This is a genomic window from Flagellimonas olearia (assembly GCF_009184425.1).
GTDB classification, from domain to species: domain Bacteria; phylum Bacteroidota; class Bacteroidia; order Flavobacteriales; family Flavobacteriaceae; genus Flagellimonas; species Flagellimonas olearia.
The window spans coordinates 1,482,285-1,505,331 of the sequence record NZ_WELG01000002.1; the positions used below are offsets into that span (position 1 = coordinate 1,482,285).

The 23,047-nt window shown below is 44.5% G+C and carries 20 protein-coding genes and 1 riboswitch; of the genes, 19 read left to right on the forward strand and 1 reads right to left on the reverse strand.

Translation table 11 applies throughout. From position 1 onward, the window contains the following. Nucleotides 1–48 precede the first annotated feature (48 nt). The 19 genes from F8C76_RS16025 (at nucleotide 49) to F8C76_RS16115 (ending at nucleotide 21,448) form a co-directional block, all read left to right on the forward strand. The gene (locus F8C76_RS16025) at nucleotides 49–459 is read left to right on the forward strand and encodes an RrF2 family transcriptional regulator (RefSeq protein ID WP_116217323.1); all 411 of its coding nucleotides are present in this window, start codon (nucleotides 49–51) and stop codon (nucleotides 457–459) included. A gap of 180 nt (nucleotides 460–639) precedes the next feature. Beyond that, nucleotides 640–906 (forward strand): DUF2061 domain-containing protein, encoded by a 267-nt coding sequence (locus F8C76_RS16030; RefSeq protein WP_129654750.1) that lies wholly within the window; start codon nucleotides 640–642, stop codon nucleotides 904–906. Between the two features lie 11 nt (nucleotides 907–917). Then, the gene (locus tag F8C76_RS16035) at nucleotides 918–1,541 is read left to right on the forward strand and encodes a phosphoadenosine phosphosulfate reductase domain-containing protein (RefSeq protein ID WP_152132633.1); all 624 of its coding nucleotides are present in this window, start codon (nucleotides 918–920) and stop codon (nucleotides 1,539–1,541) included. Between the two features lie 62 nt (nucleotides 1,542–1,603). Beyond that, nucleotides 1,604–2,542 carry a sulfate adenylyltransferase subunit CysD gene (gene cysD / locus F8C76_RS16040; protein WP_417935929.1) on the forward strand — a complete coding sequence of 313 codons (939 nt, stop codon included), beginning with the start codon at nucleotides 1,604–1,606 and terminating at the stop codon, nucleotides 2,540–2,542. Nucleotides 2,543–2,555: 13 nt separating this feature from the next. Then, nucleotides 2,556–3,803 carry a sulfate adenylyltransferase subunit 1 gene (locus tag F8C76_RS16045; protein WP_129654744.1) on the forward strand — a complete coding sequence of 416 codons (1,248 nt, stop codon included), beginning with the start codon at nucleotides 2,556–2,558 and terminating at the stop codon, nucleotides 3,801–3,803. Nucleotides 3,804–3,886: 83 nt separating this feature from the next. Further along, the gene (locus F8C76_RS16050) at nucleotides 3,887–5,977 is read left to right on the forward strand and encodes a ferredoxin-like domain-containing protein (protein WP_152132634.1); all 2,091 of its coding nucleotides are present in this window, start codon (nucleotides 3,887–3,889) and stop codon (nucleotides 5,975–5,977) included. Further along, on the forward strand, nucleotides 5,970–6,746 hold the full coding sequence (cobA, locus tag F8C76_RS16055; RefSeq protein WP_152132635.1) for a uroporphyrinogen-III C-methyltransferase: 777 nt from the start codon (nucleotides 5,970–5,972) through the stop codon (nucleotides 6,744–6,746). Before F8C76_RS16050 ends, cobA begins: the two co-directional genes overlap by 8 nt. Before the next feature lie 45 nt (nucleotides 6,747–6,791). Further along, nucleotides 6,792–7,853 (forward strand): NAD(P)/FAD-dependent oxidoreductase, encoded by a 1,062-nt coding sequence (locus F8C76_RS16060; protein WP_152132636.1) that lies wholly within the window; start codon nucleotides 6,792–6,794, stop codon nucleotides 7,851–7,853. A 90-nt stretch (nucleotides 7,854–7,943) separates the two neighbouring features. After that, nucleotides 7,944–8,861, forward strand: coding sequence for a helix-turn-helix domain-containing protein (locus tag F8C76_RS16065; RefSeq protein ID WP_152132637.1), 918 nt, complete (start codon nucleotides 7,944–7,946; stop codon nucleotides 8,859–8,861). 83 nt (nucleotides 8,862–8,944) lie between these two features. Continuing rightward, nucleotides 8,945–9,706 carry an SDR family NAD(P)-dependent oxidoreductase gene (locus F8C76_RS16070; RefSeq protein ID WP_152132638.1) on the forward strand — a complete coding sequence of 254 codons (762 nt, stop codon included), beginning with the start codon at nucleotides 8,945–8,947 and terminating at the stop codon, nucleotides 9,704–9,706. A gap of 141 nt (nucleotides 9,707–9,847) precedes the next feature. After that, a riboswitch (SAM riboswitch) is annotated at nucleotides 9,848–9,950 on the forward strand. Between the two features lie 135 nt (nucleotides 9,951–10,085). Beyond that, nucleotides 10,086–11,099: a homocysteine S-methyltransferase family protein gene (locus F8C76_RS16075; RefSeq protein ID WP_152132639.1), complete on the forward strand. Its 1,014-nt coding sequence runs from the start codon at nucleotides 10,086–10,088 to the stop codon at nucleotides 11,097–11,099. After that, the gene (locus tag F8C76_RS16080; RefSeq protein WP_249042436.1) at nucleotides 11,083–11,553 is read left to right on the forward strand and encodes a DUF4488 domain-containing protein; all 471 of its coding nucleotides are present in this window, start codon (nucleotides 11,083–11,085) and stop codon (nucleotides 11,551–11,553) included. The genes F8C76_RS16075 and F8C76_RS16080 overlap by 17 nt, the downstream gene beginning before the upstream one ends. An 11-nt stretch (nucleotides 11,554–11,564) precedes the next feature. Next, a complete protein-coding gene (gene metH, locus F8C76_RS16085; RefSeq protein WP_152132640.1) occupies nucleotides 11,565–14,261 on the forward strand; it encodes a methionine synthase in 2,697 nt (898 codons plus the stop codon). Nucleotides 14,262–14,264: 3 nt separating this feature from the next. Continuing rightward, nucleotides 14,265–15,218, forward strand: coding sequence for a methylenetetrahydrofolate reductase [NAD(P)H] (metF, locus tag F8C76_RS16090; RefSeq protein WP_129654725.1), 954 nt, complete (start codon nucleotides 14,265–14,267; stop codon nucleotides 15,216–15,218). Between the two features lie 19 nt (nucleotides 15,219–15,237). Beyond that, nucleotides 15,238–16,338, forward strand: coding sequence for an acyloxyacyl hydrolase (locus tag F8C76_RS16095; RefSeq protein WP_152132641.1), 1,101 nt, complete (start codon nucleotides 15,238–15,240; stop codon nucleotides 16,336–16,338). 2 nt (nucleotides 16,339–16,340) lie between these two features. Further along, nucleotides 16,341–17,147, forward strand: coding sequence for a head GIN domain-containing protein (locus F8C76_RS16100; RefSeq protein WP_249042437.1), 807 nt, complete (start codon nucleotides 16,341–16,343; stop codon nucleotides 17,145–17,147). 89 nt (nucleotides 17,148–17,236) lie between these two features. After that, on the forward strand, nucleotides 17,237–18,301 hold the full coding sequence (locus F8C76_RS16105) for a serine hydrolase domain-containing protein (RefSeq protein ID WP_249042460.1): 1,065 nt from the start codon (nucleotides 17,237–17,239) through the stop codon (nucleotides 18,299–18,301). A gap of 22 nt (nucleotides 18,302–18,323) precedes the next feature. Further along, nucleotides 18,324–19,058, forward strand: coding sequence for a response regulator transcription factor (locus F8C76_RS16110; protein ID WP_152132643.1), 735 nt, complete (start codon nucleotides 18,324–18,326; stop codon nucleotides 19,056–19,058). Between the two features lie 65 nt (nucleotides 19,059–19,123). Beyond that, nucleotides 19,124–21,448, forward strand: coding sequence for a TonB-dependent receptor domain-containing protein (locus F8C76_RS16115; RefSeq protein WP_170284048.1), 2,325 nt, complete (start codon nucleotides 19,124–19,126; stop codon nucleotides 21,446–21,448). 4 nt (nucleotides 21,449–21,452) lie between these two features. Here the strand turns inward: F8C76_RS16115 and F8C76_RS16120 are convergent, their stop codons facing one another. Next, nucleotides 21,453–22,901 carry a pyridoxal phosphate-dependent decarboxylase family protein gene (locus tag F8C76_RS16120; protein ID WP_152132913.1) on the reverse strand — a complete coding sequence of 483 codons (1,449 nt, stop codon included), beginning with the start codon at nucleotides 22,899–22,901 and terminating at the stop codon, nucleotides 21,453–21,455. Nucleotides 22,902–23,047 lie beyond the last annotated feature (146 nt).

Consider the following 23,047-nt stretch of genomic DNA (forward strand, 5'->3'; position numbering starts at 1 on the left):
AGCTATATTTTTGAATAGAGGATTGTTAATTTTCGCTATATTCGTGGGATGCTCTCCAAGAAGACAAAATATGGCTTAAAGGCTTTGGCTTACCTTGCTACGGTAGGGGATAAAGAGCCCGTTCAGATTGCAGAGATCGCCAAACATGAGAACATCTCCCAAAAGTTTTTGGAAAGCATCTTGCTTACCCTTAGAAGAAATGGCTTTTTAGGTTCCAAAAAAGGAAAAGGTGGAGGGTACTATCTGATTAAAGACCCTAGCGAAATTCTAATGACTTCGGTAATGCGGGTACTGGAAGGGCCTATTGCAATGGTTCCCTGTGTCAGCCTCAATTTCTACGAAAAATGTGATGACTGTCCGGACGAAGGAGAGTGTTCTGTGCACAAATTGATGCTCCAAGTAAGGGACAGTGCCTTGGAAGTATACCGGAACAACACCCTGGCAGACCTTATTTCTTAGGTCGAAATCCATTAATTTTTAGAACCAACGATCAAGAAATCGATAAAAGTCAACCTGTAATCTAATTAATCTACTAAAACTATAGGATAAAAGTAATTTTATACGGATTTTAACAATCTACTTTAATGAAAAATTCTATTTTTGGAATCCCTAGTAAACCGATAGGATAAAATAAAACAAATGATTGCAGACCAACTCGTAGCTCATAAGACCAAAGAAGAGAGTGCTACCTATAAGAAGGACAGAAGCTCCGAAAGTCCAAAGCGTAGTATTGTAAAATCTATTAGTTGGAGGATGGTAGGCACATTGGACACCATCATTATATCATGGATCATAACCGGGACCTTGTCTTTGGCTTTTTCAATTGGTATGGTGGAGTTGGTTACCAAAATGGTGCTTTATTTTTTTCATGAGAGAATTTGGAATACAATCAAGTGGGGCAAATAAAATTTGATGTTATGGCATTGTCACTAGAAGAAATTCAGAACTTAAATCGCCAGTTCAAGGGCATTCCACCGGAAGAGATTATTTCTTGGGCCATTGGCCATGGGAAGAAATCTGTGGTTACCACTAACTTTCGACCTTACGAAGTCGCTATTCTTCATGCGGTGACCGAAGTGAATAAAAGCACTCCGGTTATTTGGTGTGATACGGGATATAATACGCCCAACACCTATAAGCATGCAGAGGAGTTGATTTCGCGCTTGGGGTTGAACGTTAAGTTGTATGTGCCTAAACAGACTTCGGCGCATAGGGATGCTGTCATGGGGATTCCACAAATAGATGACCCAAGGCACAAGGAATTTACGGAACAGGTAAAGCTGGAGCCTTTTAGAAGGGCCATGGAAGAGCATCAACCCGATGTGTGGTTCACCAATTTGCGCAAAGGTCAGACGGCCCACCGGGATTCGTTGGACGTGTTGAGCTTGAGCAAGGATGGGGTTCTTAAGGTAAGCCCATTTTATCACTGGAGCGATACCCAGTTGGATGCATATCTCAACACGCACAAATTGCCCAACGAGCACAAATATTTCGACCCAACAAAAGTATTGGAGAACCGTGAATGCGGTCTGCATACCTAAATCATAAACTAATTCTACCTCGAGAGCAATCGAGAGAACATAAACACAATACATTGAGCACAATCACAGAAGAATTGCAAAACCCAGAAACCCAAAACCTGACCGATAGGCCAAGGGCCAATGCATTGGAGCATGAGGCCATTTACATTATCCGTGAGGTTGCGGCACAGTTTGAAAAACCCGTACTGTTGTTTTCGGGAGGAAAGGATTCCATAACCTTGGTCCGATTGGCCCAAAAGGCATTTTGGCCCGCCAAGATTCCATTTCCCCTAATGCATATTGATACGGGACATAACTTCCCCGAAACCATAGAGTTCAGGGATAAATTGGTAGAGGAATTGGGTGTGGAGCTTATTGTACGTAATGTTCAGGATTCCATTGATCAAGGAAAGGTAGTGGAGGAAACAGGGAAATATGCCAGTAGGAATATGTTGCAGACCACAACCCTTTTGGATGCCATTGAGGAGTTCAAATTTGATGCCTGTATAGGTGGTGCCCGTCGCGATGAGGAAAAGGCCCGTGCCAAGGAACGTATTTTTTCGGTTCGGGATGATTTTGGCCAGTGGGACGAAAAAAACCAACGTCCTGAATTGTTCGATATGTTGAACGGTGAAATAGAGATGGGTCAGAATGTTAGGGTATTTCCTATCAGCAATTGGACCGAATTGGACGTATGGAGCTATATCCAAAAAGAAAATATTGAGATTCCTTCCATTTATTTTGCCCATAAGAGGAACACCTTCTTAAGAGATGGGTTGATTTGGTCTGCTGAGGATGATGTCGTCTTTAGGGCAGATGATGAACAAGTGGAAGAGCGTGTGGTGCGTTTCAGAACGGTAGGGGATATGTCCTGTACCGCTGCGGTGGAATCCCATGCCGATACCATTGATAAGGTAGTGTCAGAGATCAGAAGTTCAAAAATCTCGGAAAGAGGTGCGCGAATCGATGACAAACGCTCCGAAGCCGCCATGGAAAAACGTAAACAACAAGGATACTTTTAAGAAGAAGAGAAACATGGAAGTTTTAAAAATAGCAACAGCAGGAAGCGTAGATGACGGTAAAAGTACCTTGATAGGACGCTTGCTTTACGATACTAAATCCTTGACCGAGGATAAACTGGAGGCCATAGAGCGCACCAGTAAACAAAAAGGATACGATTACCTGGATTTTTCCTTGGCAACTGATGGATTGGTGGCCGAAAGGGAGCAGGGCATCACCATTGATGTGGCCCACATCTACTTTTCAACCGAGTCCAAGAGTTATATCATTGCCGATACCCCTGGGCACGTGGAATATACCCGTAACATGGTTACCGGTGCCTCCACATCCCAAGCAGCCATTATTTTGATCGATGCGCGAAAAGGGGTCATCGAGCAGACCAATAGGCACTTTTTCATCAATAACCTACTGCGGGTGAAGGATGTGATCGTGGCCATCAATAAGATGGATTTGGTTGATTTTTCAGAGGATGTCTTCAATGATATCAAGGCCGATTTTGAGGAATTGATGGGAAAAAGGGATTACCAGGAACAGAAAATCACCTTTATTCCCGTGAGCGCCCTTAAGGGAGACAATGTGGTGCATCATTCCGAAAACACCCCTTGGTACAATGGGCAAACCCTATTGGAGCACTTGGAAGAATTAAACCTTCAGGATATATACAATACTGGAACCCCAAGGTTCCCCGTACAGTACGTAATTCGTCCCAAGACCGATGAATTCCACGATTTCCGTGGATTTGCCGGAAAGGTATATGGTGGTGAATTGAGTGTGGGTGATGAAGTAGTGGTATTACCCTCCATGACAAGGTCCAAAATTAAGGCGATATACTTTTATGATAAGGAATATCAAACCGCACCAAGACGTTCATCGGTGACCATTACCTTGGAAGATGAGGTAAATGTAAGCCGTGGGGATATGTTGGTGAAGACCGATGACCTGCCTACCATAGACAAGCAATTGACGGCAACGGTATCTTGGATGGATGCCGACCAGTTGACAACCGGTGGCAAGTATATTGTGCAGCACGGTGTAAACAAGGTATTGGCCAAAGTGGATGCCATTGAACATAAAATACATCCAGATTACTCCGGTATTGAAGAGAATGCCACGACCTTGCAGATGAACGATATTGCCAAAGTGCGATTCAAATTGAACAAGCCCATTTTTTATGACAAGTTCAAGGATCACCGAACCAATGGCTCGTTCATCATCATTGACAGTCGAACCAACACTACCGCGGGAGTAGGTTTTATCAGTTGATCTTACTTTAAAAATTAAAAACCCCATAGAGGGATAGAGGATTTATAACAAAATCCTATAAAATTGATAGGAAAAATAGAAAAATGAAAAGCTTCAGAACAGAAATAGAGAACCCTATAGTTGAAAAGGACATCATTGAATTGGAGAAAAAAATTCGCCAGTTCAAAGGAGGTGAAGTGGACGAGGAAAAGTTCAGGAGCCTTCGTTTGGCCCGTGGGGTATACGGACAACGTCAGCCCGGGGTACAGATGGTACGGATAAAATTGCCCTATGGCAAGGTAACTTCCAATCAACTTTTGGGGATTTGCGACGTTTCCGATGAGTTTTCCAGGGGAAGATTGCACATTACCACCCGTCAGGATATCCAAATCCACTACGTGGACTTGGAAAGAACTCCTGAACTTTGGGCACAATTGGAAAAAGATGAAGTCACCATTCGCGAAGCCTGTGGAAATACGGTTCGAAATGTAACGGCCAGCGAAACCGCAGGAATCGATGTCAATGAACCTTTTGATGTTTCCCCATATGCCCATGGAATTTTTGAATACTTTCTAAGAAACCCCATTGGGCAGGAAATGGGCCGTAAATTCAAGGTTTCCTTTTCATCCAGTGATGAAGATACCGGCTTGTCCTACATGCACGATTTGGGCTTCATCGCCAAAATCCAAAACGGGGAAAGAGGCTTTAAGGTTATGTTGGCTGGTGGATTGGGCTCGCAGCCCCGCCATGCCGATGAACTCTATGAGTTCTTGCCCACAGACAAAATAGTTCCCTTGATGGAAGGCGTGATTCGTGTTTTTGATAGATACGGGGAACGTAAAAGTCGTGCCAAGGCCCGTATGAAATTCTTGTTGAAGGATATTGGCTTGGATGGTTTCAAGGCACTTTTGGAAGAGGAGCAATTGGCCATACCTGTAAAATCGTATCCGATTGAATATCAAAACTATCCTGAGGTGAAAGTAGCTGAGGTGGAGACGCCCGAAGTCACCATCGAGGACAAGGAAGCATTCGCACAGTGGAAATCCACCAACTTGGTGCCCCAAAAACAGGATGGCTACGTAGCCATTGGCATCAAGGTGCTTTTGGGAGATTTTTATACCGATAAGGCCAGGGAATTGGCAAAATTGGTTCGCGATTATGCGGCTGGGGAAATACGACTCTCCTTAAGACAAAATATATTGATTCCGTTTGTGAAGGAAGAGTTGGTGCCTTTCTTTTATGTTGAGCTTCAAAAATTAGGTTTTGCCGAAGCCGGTTACAATAAGGCTTTGGACATCACCGCATGCCCCGGTACGGATACCTGTAACTTGGGTATTGCCAGTAGTACGGGGATTGCCGATGAGTTGGAGCGCGTGATCAAAGCGGAATATCCACAGTATATTAGTAACCCTGATGTGGTGATCAAGATCAGTGGATGTATGAATGCCTGTGGACAGCACAATATGGCCCATATCGGATTCCAGGGAATGTCCGTTCGTACCAAGGATAAATTGGTAGCTCCTGCTTTGCAGGTGCTATTGGGAGGTGGAAATCTTGGAAACGGGAATGGGAAGTTTGCCGATAAGGTGGCCAAAATACCTAGTAAAAGAGGTCCAGAGGCCCTTCGTTTGATCTTGGATGATTTCGAGGCCAATGGCAATGGAGCATCCTATACCGAATACTATGAAAAACAAGGCCAGCATTATTTTTACGATTTCCTAAAACCACTCACCGATGTGGAAAACCTTGCCCCGGAAGACTTTATTGATTGGGGAAATGAGGAAAAATACAAACAAGAGATAGGTGTAGGTGAATGTGCCGGTGTAGTGATCGATTTGGTGGCTACGTTGTTTTTCGAAAGTCAAGAAAAAATAGAGAATGCCGAAGAGGCCATTCAGCAAGGGAAATGGGCGGCCAGTATCTACTACTCGTACCAGTCCATTGTGAATTCGGCCAAGGCGTTGCTTACTTCTGAAAAAGTGAAGACCAATACCCATTCCAGCATCATCAAGGATTTTGAGGAACTCTATGTGGCATCCGGGAAGATTGCCTTCGAGGGCGGTTTCGATACTTTGGCCCTCCAACTGAATAAAAATGAACCTTCTGAAGCCTTTGCCAAAAGCTACTTGGAAGATGCCAAGACTGTTTTGCAGCGATTGGAAGCCTTTAGAAAATTGGAATTGCAACATGCGTAGTGGAAAATTGACAGTGGTTGGGGCAGGCCCCGGTGATGTGGATTTGATTACCCTGAAAGGAATCAAGGCCCTTCAAAATGCAGACGTTGTCCTGTTCGACGCTTTGGTGGACCAACAATTGTTGGAGTACGCACCACAGGCCGAACAGATTTTCGTGGGAAAACGAAAAGGCTGTTACCGATATCAACAAGAACAGATCAATGAATTGATCGTGCAACGGGCCAATTCGGGCTTACATGTAGTACGTTTAAAGGGAGGTGACCCTTTTGTCTTTGGAAGAGGAGCGGAGGAAATGGAATACGCAGCCCAATATGGTCATGAAGTGGCCGTGGTGCCAGGTATTTCATCTTCGGTATCCGTACCTGCTTCGCAGAATATCCCGGTGACCAAAAGAGGAGCTTCCGAAAGTTTTTGGGTGATTACCGGAACCACAAAAGAGCACAAACTTTCCAATGATGTGGCTCTGGCCGCCAAGTCCAGTGCTACCGTCGTCATTCTTATGGGAATGTCCAAATTGGGAGAGATCATGAAACTCTTTAGGCAAGAGGGTAAACAGGAAATTCCCGTGGCCATCATCCAGAACGGTACCACAGAGCAAGAGCGAGTGGGCATAGGAACTGTGGCTACCATTGAAGATATAGTAGAGGAGCAAAAATTGGCCAACCCGGCCATCATTGTGATCGGTGAAGTGGTACAACACCGCCAACAGATATTGGATATCCAAAAAGCATATCAGGAAAAGGGAAAAGAATTGTTTGAAAAAGTGTAAAAACGGTCTGGTAAACCATCGTCAAGACCGAATAAAAGTAGTATTATGATTAAAACAGACATCATTATAATTGGAGCGGGACCCACAGGATTGTTCACCGTTTTTGAAGCAGGTTTGCTAAAGTTGAAATGTCATTTGATTGACGCTTTGGCCCAACCGGGAGGACAATGTTCTGAAATCTACCCGAAGAAACCTATTTACGATATTCCAGCCTACCCAGAAATTTTGGCGGGAACTTTGGTAGATAACCTAATGGAGCAGATTAAACCGTTTGAACCTGGCTTTACTTTGGGTGAGCGTGCCGAAACTTTGGACAAGCAAGAGGATGGGTCTTTTATTGTCACCACCAGTAAGGGTACCCAACACCATGCTCCCGTTGTGGTTATTGCAGGGGGATTGGGTTCTTTTGAGCCTAGAAAACCCCTGATTGCCAATCTTAACTTGTTTGAGAGTAAAGGGGTGGAGTATATGATCAAAGACCCTGAAGTGTTCCGAAATAAGAAAGTGGTCATTTCTGGAGGTGGGGATTCCGCTTTGGATTGGTCTATTTTCTTGGCCGATGTAGCTTCCGAAGTTTCTTTGGTGCACCGAAGAAATGAATTTAGAGGCGCTTTGGACTCCGTGGAAAAAGCAAGGGAATTGGCCAAATTGGGCAAGATCCAACTCTATACCGAAGCTGAGGTGAAGGAAATCCATGGGAAGGAAGACCTTCAGGCGGTCGTGATCAAGTATAACGATGAGACCAAGGAAGAGAGCTATGTGGAAACCGATTACTTTATTCCTTTGTTCGGTCTTTCACCAAAATTGGGACCTATTGGCAATTGGGGCTTGGAAATCGAAAAGAATGCTATCAAGGTGAACAACGCTAAGGATTACCAGACCAATATCCCCGGTGTATTTGCCATTGGCGATGTTAACACTTATGAAGGTAAGCTCAAGTTGATTTTGTCCGGTTTTCACGAAGCGGCCGTAATGTGCCAGTATGCCTATCAGATTATCAATCCAGATAAGCGCTACGTCATGAAATATACCACCGTAGGTGGTGTGGAAGGATTCGATGGATCCAAAAAAGAAGCCAAAAAAGAAGTAGTACAGAGTATCTCATAATAGGATACGGATTACTAAAGTAAAGGCACCCTCCAAAAGGCATTTGGAGGGTGTTTTGTTTTATGGCGTATATTTGAATTTTACAATTCCATGCAGAGCCTTTTTACCTTACGGGATTTTTACAGCAATCATGGTTTGCCCATTCCTGAAAACATCGGGAAGGATATTGGGCATTTCAATGTGTTTAAGATTGATGAGTACATGGCTCGCCTTAAAAGTGGTGAAATGCGCTATGACAGACGTTCGTATTTTAAGATCAGTCTCATCAATGGAAGAAACCGGGCAGAGTATGCGGATAAGGTCATCCATATAGAAAACAAGGCGCTTTTGTTTGCCTCTCCCAAGATTCCGTACCATTACGTGCCGCAGGATAAAGTCCAATCCGGATATTTTTGTGTGTTTACCGATACCTTTCTTTCCAAGGATAAAAGTGGGGTCATTTTGGATAATCTTCCCTTGTTTCAGCCAGGCGGCTATCCCATATTTAATATTTCGGATGAGGATTACGCCGAGTTGGAACAGCTTTTCAAAAAGATAGATGGGGAACTGTCATCGGATTACGCTTATAAATTTGACCTTATCCGGGCTTATGTGGTAGAGTTGCTGCATCTTGGCCAGAAATTGCATCCTGTCCAAGCCCTGGAAAACAACAAAAATGCCGCTACCCGAATCACGGATTTGTTCGTGGAACTGCTGGAGCGACAATTTCCCATCAATTCCCCGGTTCAACGACTGGGATTGAAAACCGCCCAGGATTTTGCAGAGCGATTGGCGGTGCATGCCAATCACCTGAACAAAGTACTGAAAGAGACCACCGGAAGTACAACAACTGCCATTATCCATTCCCGAATTTTTGAGGAAGCCAAGATTTTGCTTAACAATACGGATTGGAACGTTTCCGAGATTGCCTTCAGTTTGGGGTTTGAGGAAGTGGCCCATTTCTCCAATTTCTTCAAAAAACACGCCGCACTATCCCCTTTGCACTACCGTACAGGGGCAAAAGTTTGATTTTTACAAAAAGTGGATTGATGGATGCAATTCCTTAGGAAGGGCATGGATGATCTTTGTTCCCTACTTAAAAATCATACAAAATGGGAAATTCAAAGATTGCGTTGGTAACCGGTGGCAGTAGAGGCCTCGGTGAAAATATGGCCATCAGTTTGGCCCAAAAGGGATTGGATGTGATATTGACCTATCGGAGTAATAAGGACGAGGCCCAAAAAACCGTCATTGAGGTGGAACAATTGGGGCAAAAGGCCCATGCGCTTCAACTGGATGTGGCTGATATGGGAAGTTTTGACGCCTTTGTCCAAGAGGTCAAAAAAATGCTCAAATCCCAATTCGGGACGGAAAAAATTGATTTTTTGATCAACAATGCCGGTATAGGGATCAATGCAACTATTAGTGAAACTACTGAGGAACAGTTTGATACCTTGGTGGATATCCACTTCAAAGGAGCATTTTTCTTGACGCAGAAGCTGTTGCCTTTATTGGCGGACGGAGGTGGAATCGTAAACATTTCTAGCGGGTTGGCACGGTTTTCACTCCCCGGTTTTTCGGTCTATGGTTCCTTGAAAGCGGCCATGGAAGCCCTTACCAGGTACCAGGCCAAGGAATTGGGTGCAAGGAAAATCAGGTCCAATGTGGTTGCACCGGGAGCCATTGAAACCGATTTTGGAGGTGGCGTCAATAAAACTGATGAGGAAAAGAGAGCGATTATTGCCAATGTTACGGCTTTAGGTAGGGTTGGAATGCCCGATGACATTGGGGGGGTGGTGGCCTTTTTGTGCACGGACGATGCCAAATGGATCAATGGTCAACGGATTGAAGCATCAGGTGGAATGATGATATAACGGATGCTTTCGGTACATTAAAAGGATTGGGTTCTCTCAATCCTTTTTTATTGCCCCTAAATCCCAAAATTAGTGACTCTTTTTTTGCTTTTCAGTCAGGAGTGCCGTTATTTTGTACCCTAGTTCATTTATAAACTGAAATGGTTATCAAGAAAGGTGGAGGGAATGGACCCTGTGAAACCTTAGCAACCCTCGACTTCGAGAAGGTGCTACATTCTACCCCTGTCCTGAATTGTGCTGAACGTGTTTTGGTATGTTTTGGGAACTCATGGAAGGAAAACCGACCATGGTAAGGGAAGGATAACAAAAATACATTCCTGTTGTATTTCCATATTTTCTTGATACCATTTTATTTCCTGCATAGGGGAAGTTATGTAGTATGGAAAAGATTGAAGACATTTTACAAAAACGCATTTTAGTGCTGGATGGTGCCATGGGTACCATGTTGCAGCGGTATAAGTTCGAGGAAGAGGATTTTAGGGGGGAGCGTTTCAAGGATTGGGAATATCCTTTAAAGGGAAACAACGATTTGTTGTCCTTGACCCAACCCCAAGCCATAGCGGATATCCATCGCAAATATTTTGAAGCGGGTGCCGATATCGTGGAAACCAACACTTTTTCTGGGACCACTATTGCCATGGCCGATTACCACATGGAAGATTTGGTGTATGAACTCAATTATGAGTCAGCCCGGATTGCCAAGGAAGTGGCCAACGAGTTTACCGCCAAGGAACCCCATAAACCCAGATTTGTGGCTGGGAGTATAGGTCCCACCAATAAAACGGCCAGCATGTCGCCCGATGTGAATGACCCAGGCTTTAGGGCCATTTCCTTTGATGAATTACGTGAAGCCTACAAACAACAGGTGGAAGCTTTGTTGGATGGGGGTTCGGATTTGTTGCTGGTTGAGACTATTTTTGATACCCTCAATGCAAAAGCGGCACTTTTTGCCATAGAAGAAGTTAAGGACGAACGCAATATTGAAGTGCCTATCATGGTCAGTGGGACCATTACGGATGCTTCAGGGCGGACCTTATCCGGACAGACCGCCGAGGCTTTTCTGATTTCGGTGTCCCATATTCCCATTTTATCGGTAGGGTTCAACTGTGCCTTGGGGGCCAAACAGTTGGTTCCGCACTTGGAGGTAATTTCGGCCAAGTCGGATTTTGCCACATCGGCCCACCCCAACGCCGGTTTGCCCAATGCCTTTGGGGAATATGATGAAACCCCGGAGCAAATGGCATCACAGATCAAAGAGTATTTGGAAAAAGGATTGGTGAACATTGTAGGTGGGTGCTGTGGTACTACGCCGGAGCACATCAAAGCCATTGTAGAGTTGACCAAACAGTATTCACCCAGAAAATTAAAACCGACCCATGAAGCGCATGCATAACATAATGATGATTTTATTGGTGATGATGACCTTGGCTTCCTGTGGAAAAAAGGAAAAGGTCGAAGAAACCATTTCAACCCCAATTGAAGTAGAAAAAGGTGTCATGGGCACATGGAAACTGGTCTATGGTGAGATAAGGACGGAAGATTCGTTGGAAGTAAAGGATTTGTCCAATACCGAGTTCGTAAAGATTTTGAATGAGGACCATTTTGCCTTTTTCAATCAAGTGAAGGATACCGCAGATGGATTTTATGGGGGTGGAGGAACCTACAGCTTGGATGGGGACACCTATAAAGAACGATTGGATTATGTGGGTGTGAAGGAAATAAGGGGACACGAGTTCACTTTCAATGTGGAAATCAAGGGAGATACCTTGATTCAATCTGGTATTGAGGATGTGCCCGAAGCCGGCATCAAGCGGCATATTGTGGAAAAATATATTAGGATCAAGTAAGGAAGAGATACATGGCCCAAACAAGAGCTTTAAAACTATCAGGTCTGGAACCGTTGGTCGTTACCCCGGAAAGTAATTTCATCAATGTGGGGGAGCGAACCAATGTGGCGGGCTCCAAGAGGTTTCTTAGGCTTATCAAGGAAGAAAAGTTTGATGAAGCCCTGGAGATTGCCCGTCATCAGGTAGAGGGAGGAGCACAGATTATAGATGTGAACATGGATGATGGATTGATCGATGGCAAAGCTGCCATGGTCAAGTTCCTGAACCTAATTGTATCCGAACCCGATATTGCCCGAGTGCCTATCATGATCGATAGTTCCAAATGGGAAATTATCGAGGCAGGGCTCCAAGTGGTGCAAGGGAAATGTGTGGTCAATTCCATCAGCCTGAAAGAAGGGGAAGAGGAGTTTATGCATCATGCCAAACTCATCAAGCGGTATGGGGCGGCCGTAATTGTCATGGCCTTTGATGAGGTAGGACAAGCAGATACCTACGAACGCCGTATAGAAATCGCCAAACGTTCCTATGACATCTTGGTCAACCAAGTGAAATTTGCCCCGGAAGATATCATTTTCGACCTCAATATCTTTCCTGTGGCAACGGGAATGGAAGAACATAGACGCAATGCCCTTGACTTCATCGAAGGCACCAGATGGGTGCGTGAGAACCTGCCTCATTGCAGTGTAAGTGGCGGGGTCAGTAATGTGTCTTTCTCATTTCGTGGGAACAACCCTGTACGTGAGGCCATGCACTCCGCTTTCCTGTTCCATGCCATCAAGGCAGGGATGAATATGGGAATCGTAAACCCTGCTATGCTGGAGGTGTATGACGATATTCCCAAAGACCTTTTGGAACACGTTGAGGATGTTTTGCTCGATAGACGGGACGATGCCACGGAACGCCTTTTGGAATTTGCCGAAACCGTAGTGGGAACGGCCAAGGAAAGCAAAGTGGACCTGTCATGGCGGGAAGACCCCTTGCAGGATAGGATTACAAGGGCTTTGGTGAAGGGAATAGATCAATACATTGTTGAAGACGTAGAGGAAGCCCGTATAAACGCCAAAAGACCTTTGGAGGTGATTGAGGGCAACCTGATGACGGGAATGAATGTGGTTGGGGATTTGTTTGGAAGCGGAAAAATGTTTTTGCCCCAGGTGGTCAAATCGGCCCGGGTGATGAAAAAAGCAGTGGCCTACCTTACCCCATATATCGAGGCGTCCAAGGATGCCAATGCCAAGGCGGCCGGAAAAATATTGATGGCCACGGTGAAAGGGGATGTACATGATATTGGAAAGAACATAGTCAGTGTGGTATTGGCCTGCAACAATTATGAGATTGTGGATATGGGCGTTATGGTGCCGCCAGAAAAAATTATCAATAAGGCGAAAGAGGAACAGGTAGATATTATTGGTTTGAGTGGGTTGATCACCCCGTCATTGGATGAGATGGTCTTTTTGGCCAAGGAAATGGAACGCCAAGATTTTGAAGTTCCCCTTCTGATCGGTGGGGCCACTACCAGTAAGGCCCATACCGCGGTTAAGATTGATCCCGTTTACAGCAATGCGGTGGTGCATGTCAATGATGCTTCGCGGGCGGTGACCGTGGTGGGCGATTTGTTGCAGACCGAAACCTCTGATGCCTACAAGAAGTCCATCAAATTGGATTATGAGAGCTTTAGGGACAAGTTTCTGGGGAGATCCAAACAAAAAACCTATTTGAGCTTGGAGGAAGCCCGAAAGAACAAACTCCAAATCGATTGGGATTCAAAGGATATTGTGGTTCCCAAACAACTTGGTATTGAGGTCTGGGAGGATTTCGACCTGAAAAAATTGAAAGAGTTTATAGATTGGAGTCCCTTTTTCCGAAGCTGGGGATTACATGGAAAATATCCGGATATCCTAACCGATAAGGTTGTAGGGGAACAGGCCACGGAACTTTTTAAGGATGCCCAGGTCATGCTCAAGAAGGTGTTTGATGAAAAATGGTTGACGGCAAAGGCTATTTTTGGTTTGTTTCCGGCCAATCAGGTGAACGAGGATGATATTGAGCTTCAGACAGGCTCACTGGAGGGTTCAGGCGCAGGTGGGAATGACACAACGGTGTTCAGGACCCTTCGGCAACAGCTCAAAAAGAGGGATGGGGTGCCCAATATTGCCCTTGCGGATTTTATCGCTCCCAAGGATAGTGGCCTACAAGATTACATAGGCTGTTTTTGTGTTTCCACCGGTTTTGGGACACAAGAACTTGCGGCTGATTTTGAGAAAAAGCACGATGATTACAACTCCATTATGATCAAAGCCATTGCCGACCGTTTGGCAGAGGCCTTTGCGGAGTATCTGCACAGACAGGTACGAACCAAATTCTGGGGCTACGCTGCAGCAGAATCCCTGTCCAACGATGAGCTTATTGAGGAAAAGTACTTGGGAATCCGTCCAGCACCGGGATATCCGGCCTGTCCAGACCATTTGGAGAAGCTTACCATTTGGGAATTATTGGGGGTCAAGGAGAAAATAGGGGTGGAACTTACCGAAAGCTTGGCCATGTGGCCCGCAGCGAGTGTAAGTGGTTATTATTTTGCACATCCGAAGGCAAAATATTTCGGATTGGGAAAAATAGAGCAAGATCAAGTGGAGGATTTTGCAAAACGAAAGAATATTGAATTGGAGAAAGCCCAAAAATGGCTGGCTCCCAACATAGTTGAAGCATAAGGCATGAAAGTAACCGACCATATTAAAAAGGCAAAAGGGAAAACCCTTTTTAGTTTTGAGATCATCCCTCCGGTAAAAGGGAAGAGCATTCAGGAGCTGTACGATAACATTGATCCCTTGATGGAGTTCAAGCCCCCATTCATTGATGTGACCACCTCCCGGGAGGAGTACGTATACATTGACCGCGATGGGTTGCTCGATAAAAAACTGACCCGGATGCGTCCCGGTACTTTGGGTATCTGTGCATCCATCAAACACAAATATGATGTGGATACCGTTCCCCATGTGCTTTGTGGAGGGTTTACCAAAGAGGAAACCGAATACCTTTTGGTGGACTGTCATTATTTGGAGATAGAGAATGTAATGGCCCTACGTGGCGACGCAATGAAGGAGGAAAAATACTTTGCCCCAACACGGGGAGGCCATCAATATGCGTCAGAGTTGGTAAAGCAGATCCATGACATCAACGGTGGAAACTATTTGCACGAGGTTATAGAAACCGATGACTGTGCCAGTTTCTGTATTGGAGTGGCCGGGTATCCGGAAAAACACATGGAAGCCCCTTCCTTGCAATCGGATTTGAGACGATTAAAGGAAAAAGTGGACTTGGGTGCAGATTATGTGGTGACACAAATGTTTTTTGACAATCAAAAATTCTTTGCCTTTGTGGAGGCAGCACGGGAGATGGGAATCAATGTGCCCATTATTCCTGGAATTAAGCCCATTGCCGTCAAAAGGCACTTGCAATTGTTGCCCCAAGTGTTTCGGGTGGACATTCCGCAGGATTTGGTGGATGCCGTGGATGCCTGCAAGACCAACAAAGATGTACGCCAAGTGGGTGTGGAATGGTGTATTCAACAATCCAAGGAACTCAAGGAAGCGGGAGTGCCGGTTTTGCACTATTATTCCATGGGGAAATCGGATAATATCAAGGCAGTTGCCAAGGAGGTATTTTAATTTCCTACTTTAGCGGCCCATGAGGCACCTACTTTTTTTGGTTATTGTTTTCTGTGGTTATTTTGGATTTTCCCAAAAAGGGGAGACTCCCAAGAAGTATGTGCTGGACGCCAGTCAGTTCTACGGTTCCATTTTACTGCACAACCCAGATATTTCGCATTTGATCACGGCCCATCCCGGAGGGATTATTTTGGGATTCAACCGAAAACGTTTTGGACATGAGGATTGGGAGGCCAGTTTGGGGTATCCTGATACGGGTTTTTCGTTTGTGTATCAGGATATGAACAATCCTACCTTGGGCAAGAACTTTGGGTTATATGCCCACTACAACTTCTATTTTTTAAGGAGAAACCTACAATTTAGGATAGGGCAAGGGGTGGCCTATAACACCAACCCTTATGATAAGGCTGAAAATTTCAGGAACAATGCCTACGGAAGCCATTTGCTGAGTTCTACCATGGTCATGTTCAATTATCACAAAGAAAATCTATTGGCCGGTTTGGGGTTCAAGGCAGGGATTTCCCTGATCCATTATTCCAATGCCAATTTTAAGGCGCCCAATACCTCTACCAATACCATGGCTTTGAATTTTGGGCTTACCTATGATTTGGATGGCGGAGAAGTTTATGAGTTTCAAGAACCAAGGCCTCAAGAAAAAATTATAGAGCCCATCCGATATAATTTTGTACTGCGCGGTGGTGTGAATGAGAGCGATGTGATCAACTCAGGTCAGTATGGATTTTGGATTTTGTCCGCCTATGCCGATAAACGATTGGGCAATAAAAGTGCCCTGCAACTGGGAACAGATGTGTTCTTTTCCAACTTTTTGAAGGAGTTGATTCGATTCCAATCCACTTCCTTTCCCGAAATGGATGTAGACCCGGATACTGACTTCAAGCGTGTAGGTGTATTTGTAGGTCATGAACTCTTTATCAACAAAATGAGTGTAGTGGCCCAATTGGGCTATTATGTGTATTATCCGTTTGATTTTGAAGGGCAGGTATACAACCGTGTGGGATTGAAACGGTATTTTGGAGACAAGCTATTTGGTGCCGTGACCTTAAAATCACATGGAGCCAAGGCAGAAGCAGTGGAATTTGGAATTGGGATTAGATTATAGTGATGATGCGAATTGCAAGAAGATATAAAAGAAGTAGGAATGGCACCTCGAGCGCAGTCGAGAGGTTTTGTCTTGCATTACTTCTACTGTTGTTGCTTTCCTGCAATGGGGACAATGTGCCCGATTGTTTTCAAAACGCAGGGGATACGGTAAGATTGACCGTGGATGTGCCGGAATTCAATACCATTACGGTTTTTGAGAATCTCAATGTGGTGCTTAAACAGGGAGATGAACAACAGGTTGAAATTGAAACCGGGGAATTTCTTCAGAATGATGTATCGGTAGAGGTCAAGGACAATAGATTGATTGTGCGCAATGAGAACAACTGTAATTATGTCCGGGAGTATGGGTTGACCACTATGTATGTAACATCGCCCAATATTTCAGAAATACGAAGCAGTACAGGACTCCTGATTTCCAGCGATGGAGTTTTACAATATCCAAACCTTTCCTTGATTACCGAGAGCTTCAATAATCCGGAAACCGAGACTACGGATGGTTCCTTTGATCTGCAATTGAATTCTGAACGGGTCAGTATTGTGGTAAATGGCATTGCCTATTTTAAGTTGGCAGGGACTACCACTGATTTTAATGTGACCATTGCCGCCGGGGATTCCAGAATAGAGGCGGAGAACCTTGTGGCCGAAAGGGTGAGTCTTAACCATAGAGGTTCAAATGATATTTTTGTCAACCCACAGCAACGCATCAGTGGGACAATTAGTGGGACAGGCGATGTGATCAGTCTAAACCGTCCTCCAGAGATTGAGGTGGAGGAACTCTTCAATGGGCGATTGATCTTCAAAGATTGATGTTTGGCTTCAAGCTTATGGGAAAACCCATGGATGCCACCTAATTTCTCATTACTTTCGAAAGTATCAAACCTAGACCTTTGAAGTCTGTGTTCACGTATTTAAAAAAACTATTCTATTCAGGCCCCAAGGTCAAATCCCTTGATGGGCTTCAAGGCCTGGAAAGGGCCGATGCACTCTTTCACAACTTGGCCGTGGAAGGTCAAATCCCCGGTATGGCGGTTACCATTCTAAAAAACGGCAGTCCGATACTCCAAAGGGGATATGGTCATGCCAGTGTGGAAGGGAAAACCCCGGTGGACCCCAAGGACACTTTGTTTCGGATTGCCAGTATTTCCAAGTGCATTACCGGATTGGCTTTGGGCAAGATGATGGAAGAGGGAATTCTGAATTTGGAGGATTCGTTTTATACCCATGTGCCTTATTTTCCAAGGAAAAAGTACGACTTCACCTTGCGTCAACTGGCAAGTCATACCGCAGGTATTCGAGGCTATCGCGGAAAGGAATATGCTTTGAACCAGCCTTTTGGCATTAAGGATAGCATTAGTGTATTTCAAGATGATCCCTTGGTCTTTGAGCCGGGAAAGGGGTATCTGTACAATAGTTTTGATTTTGTATTACTCTCTTTGGCCATGCAAGAGGCTTGTGGTATGCCCTTTGAGGACTATGTGGAACAAAAGGTACTGCATCCGCTGGGGATGCTGCATACATTCCCTCCAAAAACTGGAGATACTGATACTTCGGCCCAATGGTATACCAAGACTTCATTGTGTTTTAAAAAGGCAGTTGAGGTAGATAATTTCTACAAGTTGGCTGGAGGAGGTTATTTATCTACCAGCGAGGATGTAGCTCGATTGGGACAAGCCATTCTAGATCAAAAACTGCTCCAAAAAGAAACCTATGACGCACTCTTGACCGCACAAGAATTCAATGGAAGATCCACCTACTATGGTTTGGGCTTCCAAGTGAGCCAAGATGCCCAAGGTAGACCCTTTGTGGGCCATGTGGGAAGCAGCGTCGGGGCATATACCAACTTTTACGTATATCCTAAAGAGAAAGTGGTAGTTTCATTGTTGATCAATTGTACCGATCCCAAGGTACAGCAGACTTTGGACGCGGCCATTACCGCCATATTGGATTTGCGAAGCTTATGATTTTTGCTGAAATTTATTCCAAATGAGAAGGGTCTTCAAATTTACATTCCTACTTGCCGGAGCTTTTTTGCTTTTGGCCATTTCATCCACCTATGCCAAGGAGGCAAAATTTTCCATGGAGCAGCTTAGGATGGAAAAGGATAGCCTTTCGGATGGGTTAAGTGCCCAAGAATGGAAAAAGTTCAAGTATTTTGAGGACCAGTTGGAGGCTTCTACCTTATCAGCCAAGGAAAAAGAAAACCAATTGGCAGGATATGCCCGGGATTCCCTAAATATTTTAAAAGTAAAACTGGTCGCCATCAAGGTTCTGGATCAAAAGAATCTTTTGGATAGGGATATTGCAGAAAACCTAACATATTATACCTCATTGCTTGCAGATTTTAGGGAAAGCGATATTGCATCAATGGAATACCGCTTCCTTGAAGAGAAATTGGCCTACCTTAATCAGAATGCCCTTGGACGGGAACTATACTGGAGCAGGGGATTGAATGTGGGCCTTGCTTTACTGGTTCTTTTTCTAGGCTTGGCCCTGTGGTTCCAGTATTCGAAGCGGAAAAAAGGGGCCACTCCCCAATTGAGCAAGCAGGAGACTTTGGTACATGGCCTCATTGTGCAGGGCAAGAGCAACAAAGAAATTGCCAACGAACTGTTCATCAGCTTGAGTACCGTTAAAAGTCATATTACCAGTATTTATGGCAAGCTCAATGTGGCCGGAAGACAAGAACTTCTAAAAAATAGTACGGGTACTAGCACCTAATCCATACCCTATTTTCTTTACATCAAATCTTTTGCAAGCTTTTTTTGTCGCAAAAACAAATGGTGTTGAAACATGCAATTTGGTGGGTGCTTCTTGGGGTACAATTCGTACAAGGTCAAGAACAGCTTTCCCTAAAGGGAAAGGTATTTGATGGAAACAAGGTCCAGGTCGATATTGGGGATGTATTGCTTTTGGTTCCCGAAAGTAAGGAGTTGGTGTTTTATACTACCTTGGTCCGAGGGGGATTTGTGTTCAAGGAGGTGCCCAAAGGAGAGTACCTATTGAAAATCTCCGCGTTGGGATATGCCACATTTTCCAAAAGGTATGTGCTCCATGCTTCTTTGGAAGTATCGATTCAACTTGAGGAAGAGACCACTGACTTGGAAAATGTCGAAGTGGTGGCCACCAAGAATCCGATTACCAATACTAATGGAAATTTTAAGATCGATGTTCAAAACCCTGTTTTTTCCACTATGGCGGATCCGTTGGAGGTATTGATGAAGCTTCCCAATATTCAGGTTTCCCCAGACAGGGAATCCATTTCGGTCCTTATGAAAGGAACACCCTTGATTTATATGGGCAACCAAAGAATCAGCTTTGGAGAGTTTGCTGCTTTGTCGGTGGACTCCATTGAAAGTATCGAGCTCATAAACAATCCTTCGCCAAAGTATGAAGCTGAGGGGCGGGCGGTGATTTTGATTCAGCTTAGGAAAAATAATGACAAGGGTACCACAGTTACGTTAGGTGAAACGATTTCCTTCAGACAAAACACCAACAACTATATCAGCACCAACGGAAACCATTCAAACGGGAAATGGAACCTTCGGGGAAACCTTAATTACAATACCATTGGCCAATGGGAGAGCAATACCTTTGCGTTTGCCATTCCTGCGGAGAATATCCGTTCCGATTATTTGGTCCTCATCCCGGATAACAAGCGGATGCAAATGAACAGTGGATTGGGATTCTATTATCCCATCAATACCAACGATTATATTTCTTTGAGTGCCATTTTTCGCCGTCAAACTGATGATGCAGGTTTTGAAACCAGCACTTTTCTTCAAAATGGGAGTGAAACGAATGAAATCACGTCTGAAACGGAGAATGACAACCGAAGGGATTATTTTACTGCCAACTTCAATTTCAACAAAAGACTTAGTGAAAATTTGAACCTTTTTACCGGAATCCAATATTCGTCTTTTGATCAAAAACTGCAAACGGATATTGCAAACAACTACAACAAAGAAGGCTTGGTACTGAACCAAACCAGAAACCAGGATTATAAAATTGAATCCTTGGCGGCCCGTTTGGATTTTGAACAGGTCATTTCCGATAACGTACAGCTTGACTTTGGTGCAAGTTGGAATGAGGCGATGGCGGATGCGTTCAGTCAGATTACACAATATGAATCACTCAATGAGGACGTTGCCGGCTACGATTATAAAGAAAGCCTCTATGCGATGTATGCAAACACCACTTCAAGTTTTGGGGAGAAGTTCAAGGTCAACCTAGGAGCCAGGGTGGAGTATAATCAAGTTGAGGGCCAGCTTGAAAAGGACCTGAAACCTTTGATTGAACGTGAAAACACCCGGATTTTTCCCAAAGTGGGTTTGAATTTCACCTTAGACAGCACCAAAACCCTTTCGTTGAACTACTCCAGAAACATCAATCGACCCAATTTTTCCCAAACCAGTTCGGTGAGGGTGTTCATAAACCCCTTTTTGGAAGCCGGGAACAATGTGGATTTAATACCTGCGATTACCAATGAAATTTCCACTAACTTTCAGATTGGGAACACATCTATTTTTGGAGGTATCTACACGAATAAGAACCCCAGATATTTTATGATCGGGTACCAGGAAAATGATACAGTTGCCCTGCTGGCCGAGAACAATCTGGAAGAAGAATCCGGTTATTATGTTGGATTGACAGTGCCTTTTTCCCATAAAATTTGGTCTTCCACAAATTCGGTAAGTATGACCTATAACAAGATCAAGGATTCATCTGCCGTGTTCACCAAGGCCAAACCCTATCTGTATGTCTACACCAACCAACAGTTGAGGGTAGCGAAAGATACCGTTGTTTCTTTGGGAGGGTATGCTTTGACCCAACGGAAAGAGGGTATCATTGAAAGAAATGGAATGGTGGTGTTGAACGCCTCTTTGACCACCACTTTATTTAAAAAGCTCCAATGTGCCCTGAGGTTCAATGACATTACCAAGGCCATGAATTATGGAGAAAGCTATTCCATCAACGGAGTGGAGGCCCATGGAACCTATTATGTTGACGGGCGCGAAATGGCAGTGGCCCTAAAATATAGCTTTGGCGGAACTACATCCAATACATTCAAAAACAAGGATGTGGATGAGAATCTGGATAGAATCAACTAAGATCCTATCCTTTTGCCAATTTTTCCTCTATTTCTGTAGCAAAGCTGCTGCAGAGTTCCAAGGTTTCCTTCACATCATCCAAGGTGGTTCTGGGATTGATCAAACACATCCGCAATACCACCTGTCCGTGTAGGATGGTGGTGACCAGCAAAGCCTTTCTGGAGGACACCACTTTTTCAGAAATGTATTGGTTGATGCTGTCCAATTCCTTGTCGGTATAATTTTTGGAAATAGGGTTGTACCTAAAATTGATGACCGCCAAAGTGGCCGGGAAAACCACTTCCCAACGTTTGCTCTTGCGTAAAATGCCTTCGGTGGCCTCGGCAAGTTCAATGTTGTAGGTGATGGCATTGCGGAATTCTTGGAGGCCAAAAGTTTTTAGGGACATGTAAAATTTGAGTGCCCTAAACCTTCGGGTCAACTGGATGCCGTGATCGTAAAAGTTGATCTCGGAAGTGTTCCCCTCAATGTCCCTCAAGTATTCCGGTTTTTCGGTAAAGGTGTGGCTCAGGTATTTGTGGTTGCGAACCAATAAACAGCCCATTTCATAGGGTTGATAGAACCATTTGTGGGGGTCTACGGTAAGCGAATCTGCTTTTTCGATGCCCTTCATCATTGATTTTCCTGTTTTTGATAAAATAGCTGCCGCGCCGTAAGCACCGTCTATATGGAACCAGATATCTTCTTTTTTGCAGATATTGGCCAGTTCGGAAAGGGGATCCACAGTGCCCGTATTGGTAGTCCCCGAAGTGGCGATCAGGCAGAAGGGCATCAACCCTTCCAATCGGTCCTTGGCAATACAGTTCTTCAGTTTGTTGACCGAAAATTTAAACTCACTGTCCGTGGGAATAATACGGATCTGTTCCTTTTTGAATCCCAATACGCGAATGGCCTTGATGTTGGAGGAGTGGGCCTGGTCCGAGAGATAAATGATGGCTTTGGAAAAATCATCCCCACATTTGATTCTTCGGGCAGTGGTCAGGGCCGTTAGATTGGCCATGGAGCCCCCACTGGTGAAAATACCACCTCCTTTTTTCTTCGGAAAGCCAAATATCTTCAGCAACCATTGAATGGTAACGATTTCCAACTCCGCTGCAGCCGGTGAGGCTGCCCATCCCCCGGAGAAGATATTATATCCTGTAGCAAGGGTATCGGCCATGGCGCTGATATAATTGCTGGGACCGGGAACAAAGGAATAGGATTTGGGGTGCGACATGAGCGTGCTCTTCGTCATAACCTTTTCCAGTACAAAATTGAGCACTTGGGTGGGGTCTGTTCCCATTTCGGGCGCTTCTTCCAAAAAAAGGGAGTCCATTTCTTCCCGGGACCCAAGAGCCACGGGTAGTTTTTGTTTTTGGGTATCGTGGTGCTCCACTATGGCATCGATAATCTGATAGCCATAGGAGGTCATTTCTTCTTTCGTAAGTTCCAATTGGGAACGATTCTTCTTCATGAGGTTGCTTTTGTTTCCAACCGCAAAAGTACCATATTTTGATTGGGAAGCTAATTTCAAGGAGCGTGGTTTGCGTGTAAGGCCATCCATTAGTATTGGGATAAAAACAAAAAAGTGTGGTAAAAAATTATTTAATAAGGAATCCT